The organism is Acidiphilium acidophilum (assembly GCF_033842475.1).
GTDB classification, from domain to species: Bacteria; Pseudomonadota; Alphaproteobacteria; order Acetobacterales; family Acetobacteraceae; genus Acidiphilium; species Acidiphilium acidophilum.
The window spans coordinates 3,129,834-3,148,079 of the sequence record NZ_JAWXYB010000018.1 but is presented as its reverse complement, the minus strand read 5'-3'; the positions used below and the strand labels follow the sequence as shown (position 1 = coordinate 3,148,079).

Below are 18,246 nucleotides of genomic sequence, written 5' to 3'. Positions count from 1 at the left end.
GTGATCATCACGGCGCGCGCCAGCCGAGGCCGCGCAGGAGGTTCAGGGTTTCGTGCAGCGGCAGGCCGACCACGCCGGTATAGGACCCCGACAGGAAATCGATGAAACCGGCGGCGCGCCCCTGGATCGCGTAGCCACCGGCCTTGCCGCGCCACTCGCCGCTCGTGATGTAATGCTCGATCGCACCCGCTTCGAGCCGCGCGAAGGCGACGACGCTGGCGACGGTTCGCATCGCGATCCTTCCATCGGGGCCCGCGACCGCGACCGCGGAATACACTTTGTGACGCCGCCCCGAAAGCATCGTGAGGCACTGCCGCGCCTCTGCCTCGGTCTCGGCCTTGGGCAGGATGCGGCTGCCGAGACCGACGACCGTATCGGCTGCGATGGTGAATGAACCGGGGATGGCGGCACTATCGAGTTTCGCGCGGGCGAGGCGCGCGGCGAGGCTGCGCGGCACCTCATGAGGCTGCGGCGTTTCATCGATGTCGGGGCTGACGATACGGTCCGGGATGATCCCGATCTGGCGCAGCAGATCGAGCCGGCGCGGGCTCGACGAGGCGAGGACCAGCGTTACTTGAATCGGAACGTGATCCGGCCCTTGGTCAGATCATAGGGCGTCATCTCGACGTTCACGCGGTCGCCGGCCAGAACACGGATGCGGTTTTTGCGCATCTTGCCGCTGGTATGCGCCAGAATGACGTGTTCATTATCCAGCTTGACCCGGAACATGGCATTGGGCAGCAGCTCAGCGACGGTGCCGCTGAACTCGATCATGTCTTCTTTCGACATCTATCCTCGTTATAAGGTCGTTACGTGCGGGCCTCACATGAGCCGTGCGGGCGGCGAGGTCAAGGTTTGCGCGGATCGGAGCAGATAATACCCCCCTGCCTGTCGCTGCGGTCCGGAAGGCAATAAACCCGGTTTCGTCCCTCCCACCGGTCTATCGTGCCCCTCTATCGTGAAAGAATCGAACCCCATGAACGTCACCATCGGCACCCTCACCATCGGCAATGCGCTCCCCTTCACGCTGATCTCCGGCCCCTGCCAGATCGAATCCGCCGATCATGCCATGAGTGTCGCCGGCGCGCTGGTCGAGATGACCCGGGCATTGAATATCGGCCTGATCTTCAAATCGAGCTACGACAAGGCGAACCGCACCTCGCTCGGCACCGGGCGCGGCGTCGGCATGGCGGCGGGGTTGCAGATCCTGGCCGATATCAAGGCGAAATTCGCCATCCCGGTGCTGACCGATGTGCACGACGCCCATCAATGCGCGCCGGTCGCCGAGGTGGTGGACGTGCTGCAGATCCCGGCCTTTCTCTGCCGCCAGACCGATCTTCTGCTCGCCGCCGGCAACACCGGCCGGGCGATCAACGTGAAGAAAGGCCAGTTCCTCGCCCCGTGGGACATGAAGAACGTCGCCGCCAAAATCGCCAGCACCGGCAACGAGCGCATCATGCTCACCGAACGGGGGGCGAGTTTCGGCTACAACACGTTGGTCAGCGACCTCCGGGCGCTGCCGATCATGGCGCAGACCGGCTATCCCGTGGTGTTCGATGCCACCCATTCGGTCCAGCAGCCCGGCGGCCAGGGCGGCTCCTCCGGCGGCCAGCGCGAATTCGCACCTATCCTTGCGCGGGCGGCACTCGCGGTCGGGTGCGCCGCCCTGTTCATCGAATGCCACCCCGACCCGGATAACGCCCCGTCCGACGGTCCCAACATGATCCCGCTGGCCCGCATGCCCGCTCTTCTGGCGCGGTTGCAGAAATTCGATCTTGTGGCCAAGGCCGAGACCGGGCAGGAATGATCCCGTACCGGGAACGGTCCCGGAGGAGATCACGATGCATCGCCCGAACCTGTTATCCGCCGCTGCCTGTCTCGCCGTCGCCGGCATCGGTCTGGCGGGCTGCGCGGACCTGCCGTTCATGCACCCTCAACCGTCCTACGTCGTGTTCTTCGCCCCGTTCAAGACCAATCTGAATCCGCCCGGCATCGCCGTCGTCGCCCAGGCCGCGCACAAGGCGAAAATCGACCTGCTCTCTCCGGTCACCGTGACCGGCGCCGCCGACACGGTCGGCAATACTCCTGACAACGTGGCACTCTCGAACCAGCGCGCCGCCGCCGTCGCCGCCCAGCTCGTCGCGGACGGCGTCGCCCCCGCGCGCATCACCACCGAAGGGATTGGCCCGATCGGCAGCCCGCCGGACAGCAAGCAGGCCAGCCGCACCGCGACCATCGTCATCGGCAGGTCGCACGCACCCCAATAGGATTTCGCCGCAGGCGGGCGGTGGGCGCGCTCGCTAGATCGTGTCTTGGGTTACCGCCCGCCTCGTCGCACAACGCCGCGCATGGCTCGCAGCACGCTCAACCGTCAGGTCTTCACCCGCCGTGCTTTGGTGATCGGCGGCATCCAGACCGTCACCTTCGGCGGCCTGATCGCCCGGCTTTACGATCTGCAGGTGATCGAGCATGCGGGCTACCGGATCAAGGCGCGCGATAACGCAATGTCGCAACGCCCGCTCGCCCCCGAGCGCGGCCTCATCACCGACCGCACCGGCGCCCTTCTCGCGGGCAACCGCCAGCACTGGCGCGCCCTGTTCCTGATGACCGACACGCACGATCCCCGCACGGTGATCGAACGCGTCGCCACCCTCGTCACCCTGTCCCCGGCGGAGCGCGACCGCCTCGACGCTTTGCTGGCCGGCCCCGCGCAATACCTGCCGGTCACCCTGAAGAACGATCTCGACTGGGCCGAGATGGCGCGGCTCGAAGTCCAGGCGACCCGGCTGCCCGGCGTCATCATCGATCGTGGCTTCTCCCGTCATTATCCGCTGGGGCCCATCGCGGCCCATGCCGTCGGCTATGTCATCCGTCCCGACCAGGCGGCGGTGAAGGCGCAACCGGTCCTCGCTTTGCCCGGGGCGCGTATCGGCGGCTCGGGGATCGAACAGGCCCGCAACGAGGTGCTGATGGGCATACCCGGCGTGGTCGAAACCGAGGTCGATGCGCTGGGATCGGTCGTGCGCGTGCTCGATCGCGATTCCGGCCGGCAGGGCAAGACCGTTTCGCTCACCCTCGATGCCGAACTCCAGCGCACCGCGGTTGCCACCCTCAACAGCCGCGCCGGTGCCGCCGTGCTGCTCGACGCGCAGAACGGCGCGGTGCTCGCCATGGCCAGCGCCCCGTCATTCGACCCCGCCTGGTTCGATGACGGGGTGCCGGATGCGGTCTGGCATCGCTGGATGACCAACCCGGAACGCCCGCTCACCAACCGCGCCACCCAGGGTCTCTATGCGCCGGGTTCGTCCTTCAAACCCACCGTCGCGCTGTCCGCCCTCAAGGCCGGCACGATCACCGCCAAAACCCGGTTTTTCTGCCCCGGTCATCTCAAGATCGGCAACCGCATGTTCTACTGCTGGCTGCGCAGCGGTCATGGCTGGATGGATGCATCCCACGCCCTGCAGCAAAGCTGCGACGTGTTCTATTACCATGTCGCGATGCGCACCGGCATCGACCGCATGGCCGCGATGGGCGGAAAGCTAGGCCTGACCGGTCCCGCTCATCTCGATTTCCCGGGTATGGCCGCCGGCTTCCTGCCGACCCATGACTGGGCCCGGCGCCGCCGGATCGACTGGACCATGGGCGATACCGCGGTTCAGGGCATCGGCCAGGGCTACACCCTGTTCACCCCCCTCAACCTCGCCACCATGATCGCGCGGATCGGCACCGGCACGGCGCTCGACCCTCATATCGTGCGCGCGATCGGCGATCAGCGTCCCCACCGCCCGGTCGCGGCATCGCTCGGGCTCGACGATCGCCACCTCGCCACCGTCCGGCGCGGTCTCGATGAAGTGGTCAACACCCCGCTCGGCACCTCGTGGGGGGCGCGGCTGGTTCTGCCGGGCGGCATCCGCATGGCCGGCAAGACCGGCACCGCCCAGGTGATCAACGAGGATGCCGCAATGGAAGCTGCCAATTACAACGACGCCCGGCTCCCGTGGAAATATCGTCCGAACGCCCTGTTCGTCGGTTATGCGCCGGTCGAACGTCCGCGCTTTGCCGCCGCGGTGGTAATCGAACACGGCACCCTGCTCGGGCCGGTGAAAATCGCCCGCGACCTGTTCACCGCCGCGTTCCGCCAACCTATCGCGATCGGCTGAACCGGAATCCCCACCCGGTCGGGCAGGGACGGCGCAGGCTCAATCCCCGCCGCCGAGCGTGCCGAGATTGGCATCCGGGAGACCGGCAGTGCTACATGGGCCGGAGCCGGCAACGCCTTGACCGACCGGGCAGGCAGGGCTGCGATGATCGAAACACTGACCGAGGCGAGGTAGGGCAGCGACTGGGTGAACAGCACAAGGCACCAGAGCTTGGATTCCGGCGTCGCCCAATGGTGGCCGAAGCCGACCCCGAGCAGCGCGCCCCAGGTGAGGGCGAGCAGAACCAGCTCCTCGCGCGCCATCACCAGACCCTGCACCAGAGCGGGCGCATCCTTCATTTTCGGGGTCCGCAGGAACGGCAGCTTGTTGCTGAACAATCCTTTCCATACCGCCTTGCCGATGGTGTGCGACAAAGCGAGCCCGGCCACCGCCGCGCCGATCCGGTCGCCCAGCCCGCACTTCACCCGCGCCGAATAGAGGGCGAGGATCTGCACGATCTTGAAGACGAACAGACCGATCGAGGGCAGCATGAACAGGATGATCGGAAATTCGAACCGCACGGGGTCGAGGATCAGCCCGGCCGACCAGGCGAGACCGAGGAACAGGAAGGCGAGGCCGAGCGCATCGCCCATCCACGGCAGCCAGCCGGTCACGAAATGCCAGCGCTGGCCGAGCGTGAGCGTGCGGTCGAACGGCGAGAGCAGGGCTTTCCAATGCGCGCGGGTGATCCGCATCGCGCCATAGGCCCAGCGATAGCGCTGTTTGCGGAAGGCGTTGAAGTCATCAGGCATCACGCCGCGCCCGAAGCTGCGTTTGGAATAGACCGCCTCGTAGCCGTCGCGGAACAGCCGCATCCCCAGTTCGCTGTCCTCGGTGATGCACCACTCCGCCCAGCCGCCATCCTTTTTCAGGGCCTCGGTGCGGATGAGGGTCATGGTGCCGTGCTGGATGATCGCGTTGCGCTCGTTGCGGTTGACCATGCCGATCTGGAAGAACCCGGCATATTCCCAGAACATCATGCGCTTGAAGATCGAGCCGTCATTGTCGCGGTAATCCTGCGGCGACTGGGTGAAGCCCACCACCGGGTCGGCGAAGGCGGGGACCATGCAGCGCAGCCAGTCCGGATCGACGATGTAATCGGAGTCGAGCACACCGACGATTTCGGCATCCGGCGCGGTTTCGCGCAGGGCGAAGTTCAGGGCGCCCGCCTTGTAGCCGGGATACTGGCCGAGGGTGAAGAACCGGAATTTCGAGCCCAGCCGCGCGCAATGTGCCGCCACCGGCTCCCACACCGCGCTGTCCCTGGTGTTGTTGTCGATCACCAGCACTTCGTAATTCTCGTAATCGAGCGCGGCGAGGGCGTTCAGCGTCTGCTTCACCATGTCGGCCGGTTCGTTGCAGATCGGCAGATGCAGCGAGACCTTGGGCAGTTTCATGCCGTGCGGTGCCGGAACCGGCTCGAAATGGCGCTTGCGCACCCGGCCGAACAGGGTTTCGGTGAGGTCGAAACTATCCGCGATCAGCAGGAACAGCAGCAGGCCCTGGCCCAGCGCGAGGGTGCTCCACACCGCCGCCGCCGACCATGAAAGATAGGTCTCGCCCATCGTCATCAGCAGCATGGCCAGCGCCGTGCCGAACCCCTGAACCAGCACCGCGAAAATGACCTTGCCGATCACCCGCATGTCCGGCCGGCGCGACAGCAGGCCGAGCGTGATCATCAGCCCGAGCAGCGCAGCCCCGGCCGCCCAGGGCAGCCAGGCGCGGTTCGGCAGGACCGGGCCGGTCAGCGAATATTTCATCTCCCGCGAGAGCGACCAGAGGCCCCAATACCCGGCGGCGCGGCCTTCGAAGCTGGTCTTCCAGGGCTGGTCGAACGCTTCCATGACGAAATAATGCAGATGATCCTTCTGCGCGACGTTGAAGAACGTGCGCATGAAATTCGCCTGCAACACCCGCGAGGCGCGCGCGCCGCCGATGTCGATCCCGTCCGACGGCCAGCCGATCTCGCCGATCACCACTTTCTTGCCGGGAAACCGCTTCTCGACCTCATGCAGCCGGTACAGGGCATATTTCACCGCATCGGGTTCCGGCACGCCTTCCCAGTAGGGCAGCAGATGCACGGTGATGAAATCGACCGATTTGGCCAGTTCCGGGTGATGCAGCCAGACATGCCACGGCTCGGCGGTGGAGACCGGCACATGCACGCGCTTTTTGACGTAGTCGATATCGGCGGCGAGTTCCGGCACGGTCAGGTTACGCCGCAGGATCACCTCGTTGCCGACCATGACGGCCTTGACGTCGGCATTCGCGTTGGCAACCTTGACCACCTTGTGCAGTTCGGCCTCGTTGGCCTTGGGGTGCTGGTCGATCCACGCGCCCACCGTGACGTTCAGGTGATATTTCGCGGCGAGGGCCGGAATGTCGCCGAGGTCGTTCTGCACCGTGTAGGTGCGGATGTTGTGGGTTTTCGTCGCGACCAGCGCGAGATCGGAGTCGATCTGCCTGATCGTCGGGTACACGTTGCTCTGCGGGCTTTCCCCGGCATGGAAGGGCGAGAAGGCAAAGCCGCCGATTTCGCCGCGATACGCCGGCATGTTGTCGACCGGGCGATTGAGCGCCGCCCAGATGCCGAATGTCGCCCCCGCCGTCGCCAGCGCAGCCAGCCAGGTGCCCGGGCTGCGCCAGCCGGAACGGCCGCGTGGCCGGCTGACCTGAGGGGCGAGAGGACGAAGCTGGGATTGATGCGTCATGAACAATCATCCGGTTGAGGCGCAGAAACATCCTGCGGCTGCTCTCAGATGCGTGTGCAGTGCGGCATCGCACGGGCCGCATTATGGCGAAACCGGGGCATTTATAACCGTCAGGACACGGCTGCCGTGCTAGGGAGAGGCTATCGGATCATGGGATGCCCATCGCACATGCCGCCGACGATCTGGTCCATAAACTCAGGATATCCATGCAAACGATTGCCGAAATTGGCCTTTTGATCTTTCTGATCCTGCTCAACGCCGGATTCTCCCTTGCCGAGATGGCGCTGGTCTCGTCGCGCAGGGCGGCTTTGGCGCTGATGGCTCAAAAACACATGCGTGGTGCCCTCCGCGCGCGGGCCCTCGCGGATTCCCCCGAGCGGTTCCTGCCCACGGTGCAGATCGGGATCACCGCGATCGGGGTGCTGACCGGCGTGGTCGGCGGGGCGCAGCTCGCGGTCAGGCTCGCGCCGGTGCTGGCCGGTATCCCGGTTCTGGCACCCGTCGCGGGCAGCGTGGCGCTGGTGGTCACGGTGTTCACCGTCACCTTCCTGACCCTCGTGTTCGGGGAACTGGTGCCCAAGCAGCTCGCGCTCCGCAATGCGGAGCGGATCGCCTGCCTGGTCGCCTGGCCGCTCGACATGTTCGCCCGGATCGCGGGGCCGCTGGTGCTGCTGCTCCGCGTCACCTCCAGCGCCGTCCTTCGCGCCTTCGGCCCGATGGATCGCCATCACCGGGCGGTCAGCGAGGAGGAACTCAAGGCGATCCTCGCCGAGGGCACCGAATCGGGCATGCTCGAACACGAGGAGCGCGACATGATGGAACGGGTCATGCGCCTTGCCGACAAGCCGATCCGCGCGATCATGACCCCGCGCCAGGACATCGCCTGGCTCGACCGCACCGCCCCGCGCGGACAGGTCATCACCGCCCTGAAATCGGCCCCGCATTCGCGCTTCGTGGTGTGCGACCGCAGCATCGACAATGTCGTCGGCATCGTTCAGGCCAAGGACATCCTCGATCGCATTCTCGACGGCAAGGATATCGGGCTCGCCGCCAGCCTGCGCCAGCCTCTGGTCGTGCCGGATGCGATCTCGGCGCTCGATGCGCTGGAGCGGTTGAAGGCCGATCCGCTCGGTGTCGCTTTCGTATTGGACGAATACGGCAGTTTCGAGGGCATGGTCACGGTGGGCGACCTGCTGGAGGCGATCGTGGGGGATCACGACGAACCGATCCATTCCGAGGGCGGCACCGAACCCGCCGACAGTTTCGATCTCGACGGGCTGGAACCGGTGGACGAGGTCGCGCATCGCCTCAAGCTGCACGACCTGCCGGCGGAAGGGTCGTATCACACGCTCGGCGGATTCCTGCTCGCCTTGCTGCGGCGGGTTCCGCGCGAGGGCGACGCGATCGTTTTCGGGGGCTGGCGTTTCGAGGTTCTCGGCATGAATGGCCGCCGGGTCGAACGGGTGCGGATCAGCCGCGATCCGACCGCCACGCCCTGAGGACAGGGATCACGATCCGCCCGGGTTGGCTCCCGACATTTCCTGCGACGACACCGCCGAAATCCGCGCGCCGCGCGCGGTGTCGCCATGGTAGGCACCATATACTGCCAGCGCCACGAAGCCGCCGGCGAACAGGGTAATCAGGACGATGCCGATCTTGGCACCACGGGGAAGCGTATGCATGGCTCTTTATGCCGCATCGGCGTCCCGGAGGATCGGAACATCTTTGTGAGCGGCGGCGGCCCGGAATTCAGCCCGGCTTGCGGGGGGGCAGCGCCAGGGCGAGGGAAAGCTCCTTCAGCCGCGCCTGATCGACCGGTGCGGGAGCGCCCATCATCAGGTCCTGACCCTGTTGGTTGAGCGGAAATGTGATGACCTCGCGCAGATTGGGCTCGTCGGCGAGCAGCATCACCATGCGGTCGATGCCGGGTGCGGCGCCGCCATGCGGCGGGGCGCCGTAGCGGAAGGCATTGAGCATGCCGCCGAACCGGGCTTCGACCACTTCGGGTCCGTAGCCGGCGATTTCGAAGGCGCGCAGCATGATTTCGGGCTTGTGGTTGCGAATGGCGCCCGAACAGAGTTCGACCCCGTTGACCACGATGTCGTATTGGAACGCCTTGATCGTGAGCGGGTCCTTTGTGTTGAGGGCGTCGAGCCCGCCCTGGGGCATCGAGAACGGGTTGTGGCTGAAGCCGATCGCCTGGGTTTCCTCGTCCCGCTCGAACATCGGGAAATCCACGATCCAGCAGAATTCGAACGACTCAGCACTGATCAGGCCGAGATCGGTGCCGAGTTTGGTCCGCACGGCACCGGCGAATTTGGCCGCGGTCTCACGCGGGCCGGCGGCGAAGAACACCGCATCGCCCGGTTGCAGGCCCACGGCCTCGCGGATCGCCTCGGCGCGGCCGGGTTCGAGATTTTTTGCAATCGGGCCTTTCGCGCCATCGGCGTCGAACACGATATAGCCCAATCCACCCGCTCCCTCGGCGCGTGCCCACTCGTTGAGCTTGTCGAAAAAGCTGCGGGGGTTCGATCCGGCGCCCGGTGCGGGGATCGCGCGCACCACACCGCCGCCCGCCACGATTTTGGCGAACAGGCCGAAGCCGGAGTCGCGGAACGACTCCGTCACGTCCGTGATCAGCAGCGGGTTGCGCAGGTCGGGCTTGTCCGAGCCGTATTTCAGCACGGCCTCGTCATAGGCGATGCGGGGGAACGGCCAGTCGCTGACCGACCGCCCGCCCGAAAACTCCTTGAACAAGCCGCCGAGCACGGGTTCGATGGTTGCGAACACCTCTTCCTGATCGACGAAGCTCATCTCGAAATCGAGCTGGTAGAATTCGCCGGGGGCGCGGTCGGCGCGGCTGGCTTCATCGCGGAAACACGGGGCGATCTGGAAATAGCGGTCGAACCCGGCGACCATCAGCAATTGCTTGAACTGCTGCGGGGCCTGGGGCAGGGCGTAGAACTGGCCGGGATGGAGGCGCGAGGGCACCAGAAAATCGCGCGCGCCTTCGGGTGACGAGGCGGTGAGGATCGGGGTGGTGAATTCGGTGAAGCCGCGCGCGGTCATTTCCCGGCGCAGCCACGAAATCACGTTGGCGCGCAGCATGATGTTGCGGTGCAGTTTTTCGCGCCGCAGGTCGAGGAAGCGATAGCGCAGCCGGAGATCTTCGGGGAACTGGGCATCTCCGGCCACCTGGATCGGCAGCACGTCGGCGGCGGATTGCACCACGAAATCCTCGACCTGCACTTCGATTTCGCCGGTCGGCAGGCGCGGGTTGATGGTCGCGGCATCGCGCGCCACGACGGTGCCGGTGACGGTCACCACGCTTTCGACCCGGGTGGCTTCGGCGAGGTCGAACACGGCCGAGCCGTTCGGGATCACGCATTGGATGATGCCGAAATGATCGCGCAGGTCGATGAACAGCAGGCCGCCATGATCGCGTTTGACGTTGACCCAGCCGGACAGGCGGGCCGTGATGCCGGCATCGGCCGCGCGCAGGGCGCCGCAGGTATGGGTGCGATATTCGTGCATCGGGGACCAGTCCTGAATGAAATCAGGGGCAAATGGACGGCGCGGGTCTTTCCTGTCAAGACAGGGCGTGGCACTTGCCACGGATGAAGCCGCAAGCAACCTTTGCCGACCCCGTCCTGATCACCACCACCGCCGCCCTCGCTGCCCTGTGCGAGCGGCTCGCGACCGAGGCTTATGTGACGGTCGATACCGAGTTCATGCGCGAGCGCACCTATTTCCCGGAACTCTGCGTCGTTCAGCTCGGCGGGGCGCGGGACGTTGCGGTGATCGACGCGCAGGCCCCGGCGCTCGACCTCGCCCCGCTCGGCGCGCTGTTCGCCAACCCTGGCGTCGTCAAGGTGTTTCACGCCTGCCGCCAGGATATCGAAATCTTTCTGCTGAAATTCGGCGCTGTGCCGACGCCGATTTTCGACACCCAGGTGGCCGCCATGGTCGCGGGGTTCGGCGATCAGGTCGGGTATGACACGCTGGTGTCGTCTCTTGCCGGGGGCAGTATCGACAAGGCGCACCGGTTTTCGGACTGGCAGGCGAGGCCGCTTTCGCCCGCGCAGATCACCTATGCCGCCGCGGACGTGACCTGGCTTCGTCTGGTTTATGAAGCCCTGCGCGAGCGGCTCGTTCGGGAATCGCGGATCGACTGGGTCGCCGAGGAAGCGGCCATTCTCAACGAGCCCGGCACCTACCGCACCGACCCCGCCGATGCGTGGCGCCGCCTGAAACTGCGCGGGGCCAACCGGCGGCAGCTTGCCATCGTGCAGGCGATCGCCGCGTGGCGCGAGCGGGAGGCGATGCGGATCAACATCCCCCGCCAGCGCGTGATCAAGGACGAACAGATCCCTGAACTTGCTGCCCTCGCGCCCACGGATGCCGAGGGTCTCACGCGGGTGCGCGGCATTACCCGTGGCTTTGCCGAGGGAAAATCGGGGCAGGCGCTGCTCGCGGTGATTGCGACCGCCCGCGCTTTGCCGGAACGCGACCTGCCGCAGCTTCCTCGCGTCAATGATGCTGCCAAACCCTCGCCCGCATTGGTCGCGCTGCTCAAGGTGCTGCTGACCGAACGGGCGAATGCCAATCACGTCGCCGCACGCCTCATCGCCTCGGGCGACGATATCGACACGCTCGCGGGGGACACGCCCGCCAACCTCCCCTGCCTGACCGGCTGGCGCGCCGACGTGTTCGGGACCGACGCCCTCCGGCTCAAGGCCGGGAAAATCGCCCTCGCGGCGAAGGGGCGGCGGGTTGAGGTTATCGAGATTGGGTGAGGAGGGGTAGGAAGGCTTCTTTTTTGTAAAAAAGAAGCAAAAAACTTCCCTTCGCTGAGGCACGGGCCTCGAAACCGGCACGGACCCAGATCACAAAGTTTTTTTGCTTCTTTTTGTTCACAAAAAGAAGGCTTGTCTTGCCCGTTGCTTTGGCTCGACTGCCCGGTATTTCGTTACGATATCGTAATGAAATGGGTGTGAATGGGCTATTTCGGGTGGACGATGAAAAAATCGGGTGGGGTGAACCAGGGGTTATGGGTTTGGGCGCGGGGGCTGAAGGTGTGGTCGAGGAGGGATTGGATGGCGTCCAGCGTGGGGGCGCGGAGTGGGGGGTCGGGGGGGTTGGGGAGTCGTGGGTGTGGGTTTTGCGGGCGGGGTTTGGTGGATGGGTTGCGCAATAGGGGATGGCGTTTGGTTTGAGTGGGGTCGTTCGGATGGGGTGGGGGGACCATGCGGTAGATCAAGGTGAGGTCGATGCCGAGGAGGTGGCAGAGGGGGCGGAGGATGCGGCCGATGCGGGGGTCGCTCGCGATGAGGGATTCGGTTTCGGGCTCGCAGAGGAACTGGCGGAGGGTTTGGGCGTGGGCGTTGGCTTCGGGGAGAGGTTGGGCGATCCAGCCGAAGCGGCGGGGTAAAACCGGGGGTTGGTTTGGGTGGGGATTTGCGCGCGGCGCGCTGATGAGGGCCGGGCGCGGCAATGCGGCGGGGCTTGGTGCGCTCGGCCTCGATGCGGGCGAGCAGGTCGCGCAGGCGGGTGGTGAGGCGGGAAAGGCGACCGTAGAGCAGCAGGCCGAGCGGGGTGGGCAGACGTGCGGGACGGCCCTGCACCTTCACGCTGGCGGCGGCGATGGTCTGCTTCAGGCGATCTATGAAGCCCGCGAAACGGGTGAAGAGGGGTGAGGCCGCGGTCATGCTCACGTTAGAGCATGAGGGGCGGGGGGTGGGAAAGGGTTAGTTTTGGTGACGGGCGGGGTGGGGGGAAGTGAGAAAGAAAGTACTTCTTTTTTGGAAAAAAGAAGCAAAAAACTTCTGGTCGTAAAGGGGTGGCTGGGTGGTGGGGGCAGGGGCGGCGGCGTGGGGGATTGGCGGGGTTTTCAAGCGGGGTGATCGGTTCCATGTTGATGGCGGCGAAGCGGAGATAGTGGACAAGGGCAATGGCGAATGGTTGGGCTCCGGATGGGGCGGTTCAGGATCAGATCGACGATACGGTGAAAGACGAGATCATGCGGGCGCGGGCACGGATGCCCAGCGGTGCGGGGCAGGCGACCTGCGTGGAATGCGGCGAGGAGATTCCGCAGGCGCGGCGCAACGCGGTGCCCGGGGTACGGACCTGCATCGACTGCCAGTCCGCCGCCGACCGACGCCCGGTGACGATTGGCTTCAACCGGCGCGGGAGTAAGGATAGTCAGCTTAAGTAGGGGTGGGCGTTTGCTCCGACCGTCGCCAAACTTGTGGTTGCATACATCGTAATTCCGGGTAATAACCTTCGCGAGGGAGCGCAAAGTACGAATGGGATTAGAAGCTCAGGAATCCCCCCATTTTCCATAGGTCCAGGTATTGCGCCGATTCGCTGCGATTCTCTACCAAGCGTTGGAATGCATGGATGAGGGTGGATCATGGGAATTGCAGCATCGAAAAAGCGTGATGGTGGGCGGTTGAAGGACATCCGCGCATTCATTGACGAGTTGTATGCCCACGATCTCCACGCCAAACGCGTTGACTCCCTGTCTGCTGCGACACTGGGCGTGATGACCGGCGCGTCGCTCGCCGTCGCGATGATCGGTCAGGCGTTGGCACAGGCGCGCGGGCTGGTGACCAAGCACGCGATCAAGCAGGTTGATCGCATGCTCAGTAACGAGAGTATCGACGTCTGGGAAAGCTTCGCCCGTTGGGTACCGCATCTGGTGGGTTCGCAGACCGACATCGTCGTTGCCATGGACTGGACGGATTTCGACGGCGACGATCAGGCAACGTTGGCGCTCAACCTGGTGAGCAAGCATGGCCGGGCGATGCCTCTGTTGTGGCTGTCGATGTGGAAAGAGGAATTGAAAGATCAGCGCAACGCCATCGAGGATACTTGCCTGCGCCGCCTGTCGGAGGTTGTCCCGCCCGGCTGCCGCGTGACCATCCTGGCCGACCGCGGCTTCGGTGACCACAAGCTGTTCGCGTATCTTACGGAGCTTGGCTTTGCCTATATCATTCGCTTCCGCGGCAACATCCATGTCACCGATGCCGCAGGCGAGACGCGAACCGCGGCGGACTGGGTCGGCAAATCGGGCCGGGCGCGCAAACTGCGTGGTGCGCGCGTCACCGCCTCGCACGCCTATCAGGTCGGTGCCGTGGTGTGCGTACATGCGCGTGACATGAAGGAGCCGTGGTGCCTGGCGAGCAGTGACGCCGTGGCGTCTGCAGGGACATTGATCAAGCAATATTCCCGGCGCTGGACGATCGAACCCAGCTTCAGGGACGTCAAGGATTTGCGTTTTGGGATGGGGATGGCTGAGATCCGCATCGCCGAACCAGAGCGGCGCGATCGGCTGCTGCTCATCAGCGCGTTTGCGATGGCGCTGCTGACCATGCTCGGGACGGCAGGCGAGAGCCTGGGAATGGATCGACAGCTCAAGTCCAACACTTCGAAGACCCGCTCACACTCGTTGTTCCGTCAGGGGTGCATGCTCTATGAATTGATCCCGAACATGCCGAAGCACCGGCTACTGCCCCTGATGCGGCGGTTCACGGAAATGCTGCGCAGCAGCGGCATATTCGGCAATTCCATGCCGGCTACGTAATGAGGGGATGAGTGAGGATTAGAAGAACATTATAAGAATCTAATCGGACGCTCTAGCGATGCGCTCGAACAACTTCTGCAAGATTCTGAGCGGCTCCTCGAATTTACAGCCGCGCATAATTTTTGGAGTGACTTTGACCAGTTGTTCTCTACGGTCGAAAATCGCACGGAGCACTCCATCTTTCTCTTAGCCGCTCATGAATTTCAGTCAGCGCTTTATGAAGTGGCGTGTGGTGCATACCGGCACGCACACATTAGTTTGCGGCTATTCTTCGAACTTTTTAGCGCTGGCATTCTTTTCTCCGCGTACGAACTTAAATTAAGATCGTGGCTCTCAGGTGCTCCTAACAGCGACATAAGTTGGTCGTTAATTTCGGATCCAGATAAGGGCATCTTCTCAAATTCCTTTCTCAACGCTTTTAATCCCGCTTTAGCTGAGTCGGCAAAGCAATATCGTGCGCTCGCTTGCACGATATATCGCGAATGTTCAGAATTCGTCCATGGCAATTTGCACACGCATGAGCATATTACGGACGCATCCAGCTATAACGGAGATATGCTAATAAAGTGGAAGAACAGAGCCGAAGCGGTGCGACTTTGTATAATCTTCACCTTCGCCGGAAGGTACCTTAACTTTTTGCCTCCCGATGAGCAACGAAAATTGGAAACGATCATGTTGGAAACATTGGGGCATCTATCCGGTATCCAAGAAATTTTTGGAAAGTCTTAGTAATGACCGACTTCTTTTTTCGCACTGAGGATATAAAGCCGGAAGACGTTTATGGCTATTTTGTGGAGAACCCGCAAGATAGACAGCTTATAGACGCCCTGAAAAATCGAAACCCCACTATCTTGGTTGGTAGCAGAGGGGTTGGTAAATCATTTCTACTGAGAGTTGCTCAAAAAGAACTTACAAATAAATTTGCAACGGACCGTGTTTTTCCTGTGTATTTAAGTTTTGTTCGAAGTTCTTTACTGCAATCCAGCGACCCGGAACAATTCAAACACTGGATGTTGGCAAAAATAAGTTCAGCCATTGTCAGGTCACTTCAGAAAGCTGGCCTGATAGCTCATTTGCCGAAAAGCGCAGAGCAACTTGCGGGTAGTTCCGTTTCGGACTCAGGCCCAACGGTTATCGAAGCTATCGTAGAAAAATACGAAAACTCTTGGACAAACGTTGGAGTGCCGATTGACAAAAACAATATTCCCAGTCTCGATAAAATAAAGGAATCTTTAGAAGATTTAGCTGACGAATTAGATATACGGCGGTTTTGTCTTCTGATCGACGAGGCTGCTCATATATTTGTTCCTGAACAACAGAGACAGTTTTTTACGCTTTTCCGTGACTTTAGAAGTCACTGCATAACGTGCAACGCGGCTGTTTACCCTGGCGTGACTAGTTTTGGCGACACTTTTCAGCCGGCTCATGATGCAACGATGTTATCAATTGACAGGGATGTCTTGGCTGCGGATTATGTAAATAATATGCGTGAAATTGTTGAAAAGCAGGCTGATGCCGCAACGCTAAAAAATATAGCGTCTAACGGGCGGAATTTCGCAATTTTAGCATACGCAGCGTCGGGAAACCCGCGTCTTTTGCTGAAAACCTTAGCAGCATCACCAAAAGTAAATTCGGCCCAAGTCAACGAGACCGTACGTGAATTTTACAGGTCAGATATTTGGTCTGAACATTCGGTACTGGCAGCTAAATACACCGGCCACAAAGACGTTATCGACTGGGGGCGTTCATTTATCGAAAATCAAGTATTACCTGATATCAAGAACAAAAATGATTCATACCTTGCGGCCGATAAAAATACGAGTGCCTATCTATGGATTCATCGTGATGCTCCAGCTTCGGTAAAGGAAAGCCTTCGCGTTTTGTCCTACACCGGCATTTTGAGTGAACAAGCATCAGGTATTAAAGCAAGCCGTGGCGAAATCGGTACGCGTTACTTTCTTAATTTGGGTTGCCTCTTTTCGCTTGAAGCCGCTCCGGCTGCGACGGCATACAACGTGGCAAGAGGATTAACTCCCAAAAGAATGACTGAGTTCGGCGCGAACCATCCTGCATATAAATCGTTAGTGGATTTATTGGACAACGCTCCGTCTCAAGTAGGCGGATATGCTCTTAGCGAACAACTTGCGAAGTCAATTGCAGTTCTAGATATTTCTGAATGGCAGCGGGGCAAACTGGAAGAGCTGAATTTAAACACAATTGGAGATGTTTTGGCCGCAACAGAGGAAAAACTGAAAGAAGCAACTTATGTTGGCAATGCCCGCGCGAGGCGTATGCGCAACGCGGCTGTCGCGGCTGTTCTTGAGTATCTCTCTGGCTAAAAGTAAAAAATTTTTATAGGTAATGCTATAACAGAATAAACGTGGTCCGGGTCTACTTACTGTAAATTTTGAAAATCGTCGATCGATCCAGTTTATTGTTGTCGTTTTGTTGCGAACTAGTGGAAGCGATAGGTTCTATGACGCTAACACCTCATCAGCCGTCGAGTGACGGTGAACGATGACCTGCATGTAAGCCACGGCAAAGTCGGGAGGCGTTACGCGGGCTTGTTCCCAGTCCCGGAGGGTTTCGAGGGGGATGCGGTAGCGGGTGGCGAATTCGGGTTGGGATAGGTTGAGTTTGGTGCGGGTTTGGCGGATCAGGCGGGCGTTTTGGCCGCTTTCGAGGGCTTCCCGGGTGGTGGGGACGTCTTCGGGGTCGTGGGGGGCGGCGGGGATGGCGATTTCGGTGGTGTGGTCCATTGGTGGTGTTCCTTGCGGGTGTGGACCGTTTGGGTCTGTTCCGTGTCGGTTTAATGGCTTCCACCGAGATTTATAAGAGTTTTTTGCTTCTTTTTTGCAAAAAAGAAGTCTTGTCTTTGGCTTGCGCTGGGGGTCGTTGCCATTGACGCATCTGGCGGGTGCCTCGGCGTGGATTGCTTTGTCGCGGGGGATTGGTGGGTGGTGGGGTGGTAGGTTGATGGGCGCCGAAGGGGCACCCATCCTACGTTTTGGAACTCATTGCGGGATCGAGTTGGTTTGTGCTCGGGCGGTTTAGCGGCGTTCGGCTCGACTCATGGGAGTTTTTTGCTTCTTTTTTGCAAAAAAGAAGTCTTGTCTTTGGCTTGCACTGGGGATCGTTGCCATTGATGCATCTGGTGGGTGCTTTGGCGTGGATTGCTTTGTCGGGGGGGATTGGTGGGTGGTGGGGTGGTAGGTTGATGGGCGCCGAAGGGGCACCCATCCTACGTTTTGGAACTCGTTGCGGGATCGAGTTGGTTTGTGCTCGGTCGGTTTAGCGGCGTTCGGCTCGACTCATGGGAGTTTTTTGCTTCTTTTTTGCAAAAAAGAAGTCTTTCTTTGGCTTACACTGGGGATCGTTGCCATTGACGCATCTGGTGGGTGCTTTGGCGTGGATTGCTTTGTCGCGGGGGAGTTGGTGGGTGGTGGGGTGGTAGATTGATGGGCGCCGAAGGGGCGCCCATCCTACGTTTTGGAACTCGTTGCGGGATCGAGTTGGTTCGTGCTCGGGCGGTTTAGCGGCGTTCGGCCCGACTCATGGGAGTTTTTTGCTTCTTTTTTGCAAAAAAGAAGCCTTCCTTTGGCTTATACTGAGGATCGTTGCCATTGACGCATCTGGTGGGTGGGCGCGGTGGTGGATTGATGGGCGCTGAAGGGGCGCCCATCCTACGGTTTGGATGTGGTTGCGGGCGCGCTTGCCTTGTCGTGTAGGAGGGCCACAAGTTTCGTGTACC

Annotated in this window: 15 protein-coding genes and 1 pseudogene; 9 read left to right on the top strand and 7 right to left on the bottom strand. The window is 61.8% G+C overall.

What is annotated here, in order from left to right; translation table 11 throughout:
- Window positions 1-7 precede the first annotated feature (7 nt).
- Together SIL87_RS17570 and infA are read right to left on the bottom strand one after the other, a co-directional pair.
- On the bottom strand, window positions 8-580 hold the full coding sequence (locus SIL87_RS17570; protein ID WP_319616011.1) for a Maf family protein: 573 nt from the start codon (window positions 578-580) through the stop codon (window positions 8-10).
- Window positions 571-789 carry a translation initiation factor IF-1 gene (infA, locus tag SIL87_RS17565; protein WP_029311525.1) on the bottom strand — a complete coding sequence of 73 codons (219 nt, stop codon included), beginning with the start codon at window positions 787-789 and terminating at the stop codon, window positions 571-573. Before infA ends, SIL87_RS17570 begins: the two co-directional genes overlap by 10 nt.
- A gap of 187 nt (window positions 790-976) precedes the next feature.
- On the opposite strand from infA, the gene kdsA reads away from it, so the two are divergent.
- The 3 genes and pseudogenes from kdsA to mrdA form a co-directional block, all read left to right on the top strand.
- Window positions 977-1,807, top strand: a complete 831-nt coding sequence (kdsA, locus tag SIL87_RS17560) for a 3-deoxy-8-phosphooctulonate synthase (protein WP_319615441.1) — start codon at window positions 977-979, stop codon at window positions 1,805-1,807.
- Window positions 1,808-1,841: 34 nt separating this feature from the next.
- A complete protein-coding gene (locus SIL87_RS17555; protein WP_319615439.1) occupies window positions 1,842-2,267 on the top strand; it encodes an OmpA family protein in 426 nt (141 codons plus the stop codon).
- An 81-nt stretch (window positions 2,268-2,348) separates the two neighbouring features.
- Window positions 2,349-4,079 (top strand): annotated as a pseudogene (gene mrdA, locus SIL87_RS17550) (penicillin-binding protein 2); the annotation flags it as partial.
- Here mrdA and SIL87_RS17545 read toward each other — a convergent pair.
- The gene (locus SIL87_RS17545) at window positions 4,031-6,910 is read right to left on the bottom strand and encodes a glycosyltransferase family 2 protein (protein ID WP_319615438.1); all 2,880 of its coding nucleotides are present in this window, start codon (window positions 6,908-6,910) and stop codon (window positions 4,031-4,033) included. The pseudogene mrdA and the gene SIL87_RS17545 sit on opposite strands and share 49 nt — an antisense overlap.
- Before the next feature lie 206 nt (window positions 6,911-7,116).
- Here SIL87_RS17545 and SIL87_RS17540 point away from each other — a divergent pair, with 206 nt between their 5' ends.
- Window positions 7,117-8,409: a hemolysin family protein gene (locus SIL87_RS17540; RefSeq protein ID WP_319616010.1), complete on the top strand. Its 1,293-nt coding sequence runs from the start codon at window positions 7,117-7,119 to the stop codon at window positions 8,407-8,409.
- A 9-nt stretch (window positions 8,410-8,418) separates the two neighbouring features.
- Here the strand turns inward: SIL87_RS17540 and SIL87_RS17535 are convergent, their stop codons facing one another.
- A complete protein-coding gene (locus SIL87_RS17535; protein ID WP_319615437.1) occupies window positions 8,419-8,592 on the bottom strand; it encodes a hypothetical protein in 174 nt (57 codons plus the stop codon).
- A 67-nt stretch (window positions 8,593-8,659) separates the two neighbouring features.
- Window positions 8,660-10,444 carry an aspartate--tRNA ligase gene (gene aspS, locus SIL87_RS17530; RefSeq protein ID WP_319615436.1) on the bottom strand — a complete coding sequence of 595 codons (1,785 nt, stop codon included), beginning with the start codon at window positions 10,442-10,444 and terminating at the stop codon, window positions 8,660-8,662.
- Between the two features lie 83 nt (window positions 10,445-10,527).
- Here aspS and rnd point away from each other — a divergent pair, with 83 nt between their 5' ends.
- Window positions 10,528-11,706: a ribonuclease D gene (rnd, locus tag SIL87_RS17525; RefSeq protein ID WP_319615435.1), complete on the top strand. Its 1,179-nt coding sequence runs from the start codon at window positions 10,528-10,530 to the stop codon at window positions 11,704-11,706.
- 206 nt (window positions 11,707-11,912) lie between these two features.
- Here rnd and SIL87_RS17520 read toward each other — a convergent pair whose 3' ends face one another.
- Window positions 11,913-12,404 carry a hypothetical protein gene (locus tag SIL87_RS17520; protein ID WP_319615434.1) on the bottom strand — a complete coding sequence of 164 codons (492 nt, stop codon included), beginning with the start codon at window positions 12,402-12,404 and terminating at the stop codon, window positions 11,913-11,915.
- Between SIL87_RS17520 and SIL87_RS17515 the strand changes: the two genes are divergently transcribed.
- The 4 genes from SIL87_RS17515 to SIL87_RS17500 all read left to right on the top strand — a co-directional run bounded on the left by SIL87_RS17515 (window position 12,385) and on the right by SIL87_RS17500 (window position 16,834).
- Entirely contained in the window at window positions 12,385-12,606 is a 222-nt protein-coding gene (locus SIL87_RS17515; RefSeq protein WP_319615433.1) for a hypothetical protein, read from the top strand. The genes SIL87_RS17520 and SIL87_RS17515 overlap by 20 nt on opposite strands.
- Window positions 12,607-12,860: 254 nt before the next feature.
- Window positions 12,861-13,124 carry a DksA/TraR family C4-type zinc finger protein gene (locus tag SIL87_RS17510; protein WP_319615432.1) on the top strand — a complete coding sequence of 88 codons (264 nt, stop codon included), beginning with the start codon at window positions 12,861-12,863 and terminating at the stop codon, window positions 13,122-13,124.
- 198 nt (window positions 13,125-13,322) lie between these two features.
- On the top strand, window positions 13,323-14,495 hold the full coding sequence (locus SIL87_RS17505) for an IS4 family transposase (protein ID WP_319612376.1): 1,173 nt from the start codon (window positions 13,323-13,325) through the stop codon (window positions 14,493-14,495).
- A gap of 731 nt (window positions 14,496-15,226) precedes the next feature.
- On the top strand, window positions 15,227-16,834 hold the full coding sequence (locus SIL87_RS17500; RefSeq protein WP_319615431.1) for an ORC-CDC6 family AAA ATPase: 1,608 nt from the start codon (window positions 15,227-15,229) through the stop codon (window positions 16,832-16,834).
- A gap of 135 nt (window positions 16,835-16,969) precedes the next feature.
- On the opposite strand, the gene SIL87_RS17495 is transcribed toward SIL87_RS17500, so the two are convergent.
- Complete coding sequence (locus SIL87_RS17495) at window positions 16,970-17,254, bottom strand: helix-turn-helix domain-containing protein (protein ID WP_319615430.1); 285 nt, start codon at window positions 17,252-17,254, stop codon at window positions 16,970-16,972.
- Window positions 17,255-18,246 lie beyond the last annotated feature (992 nt).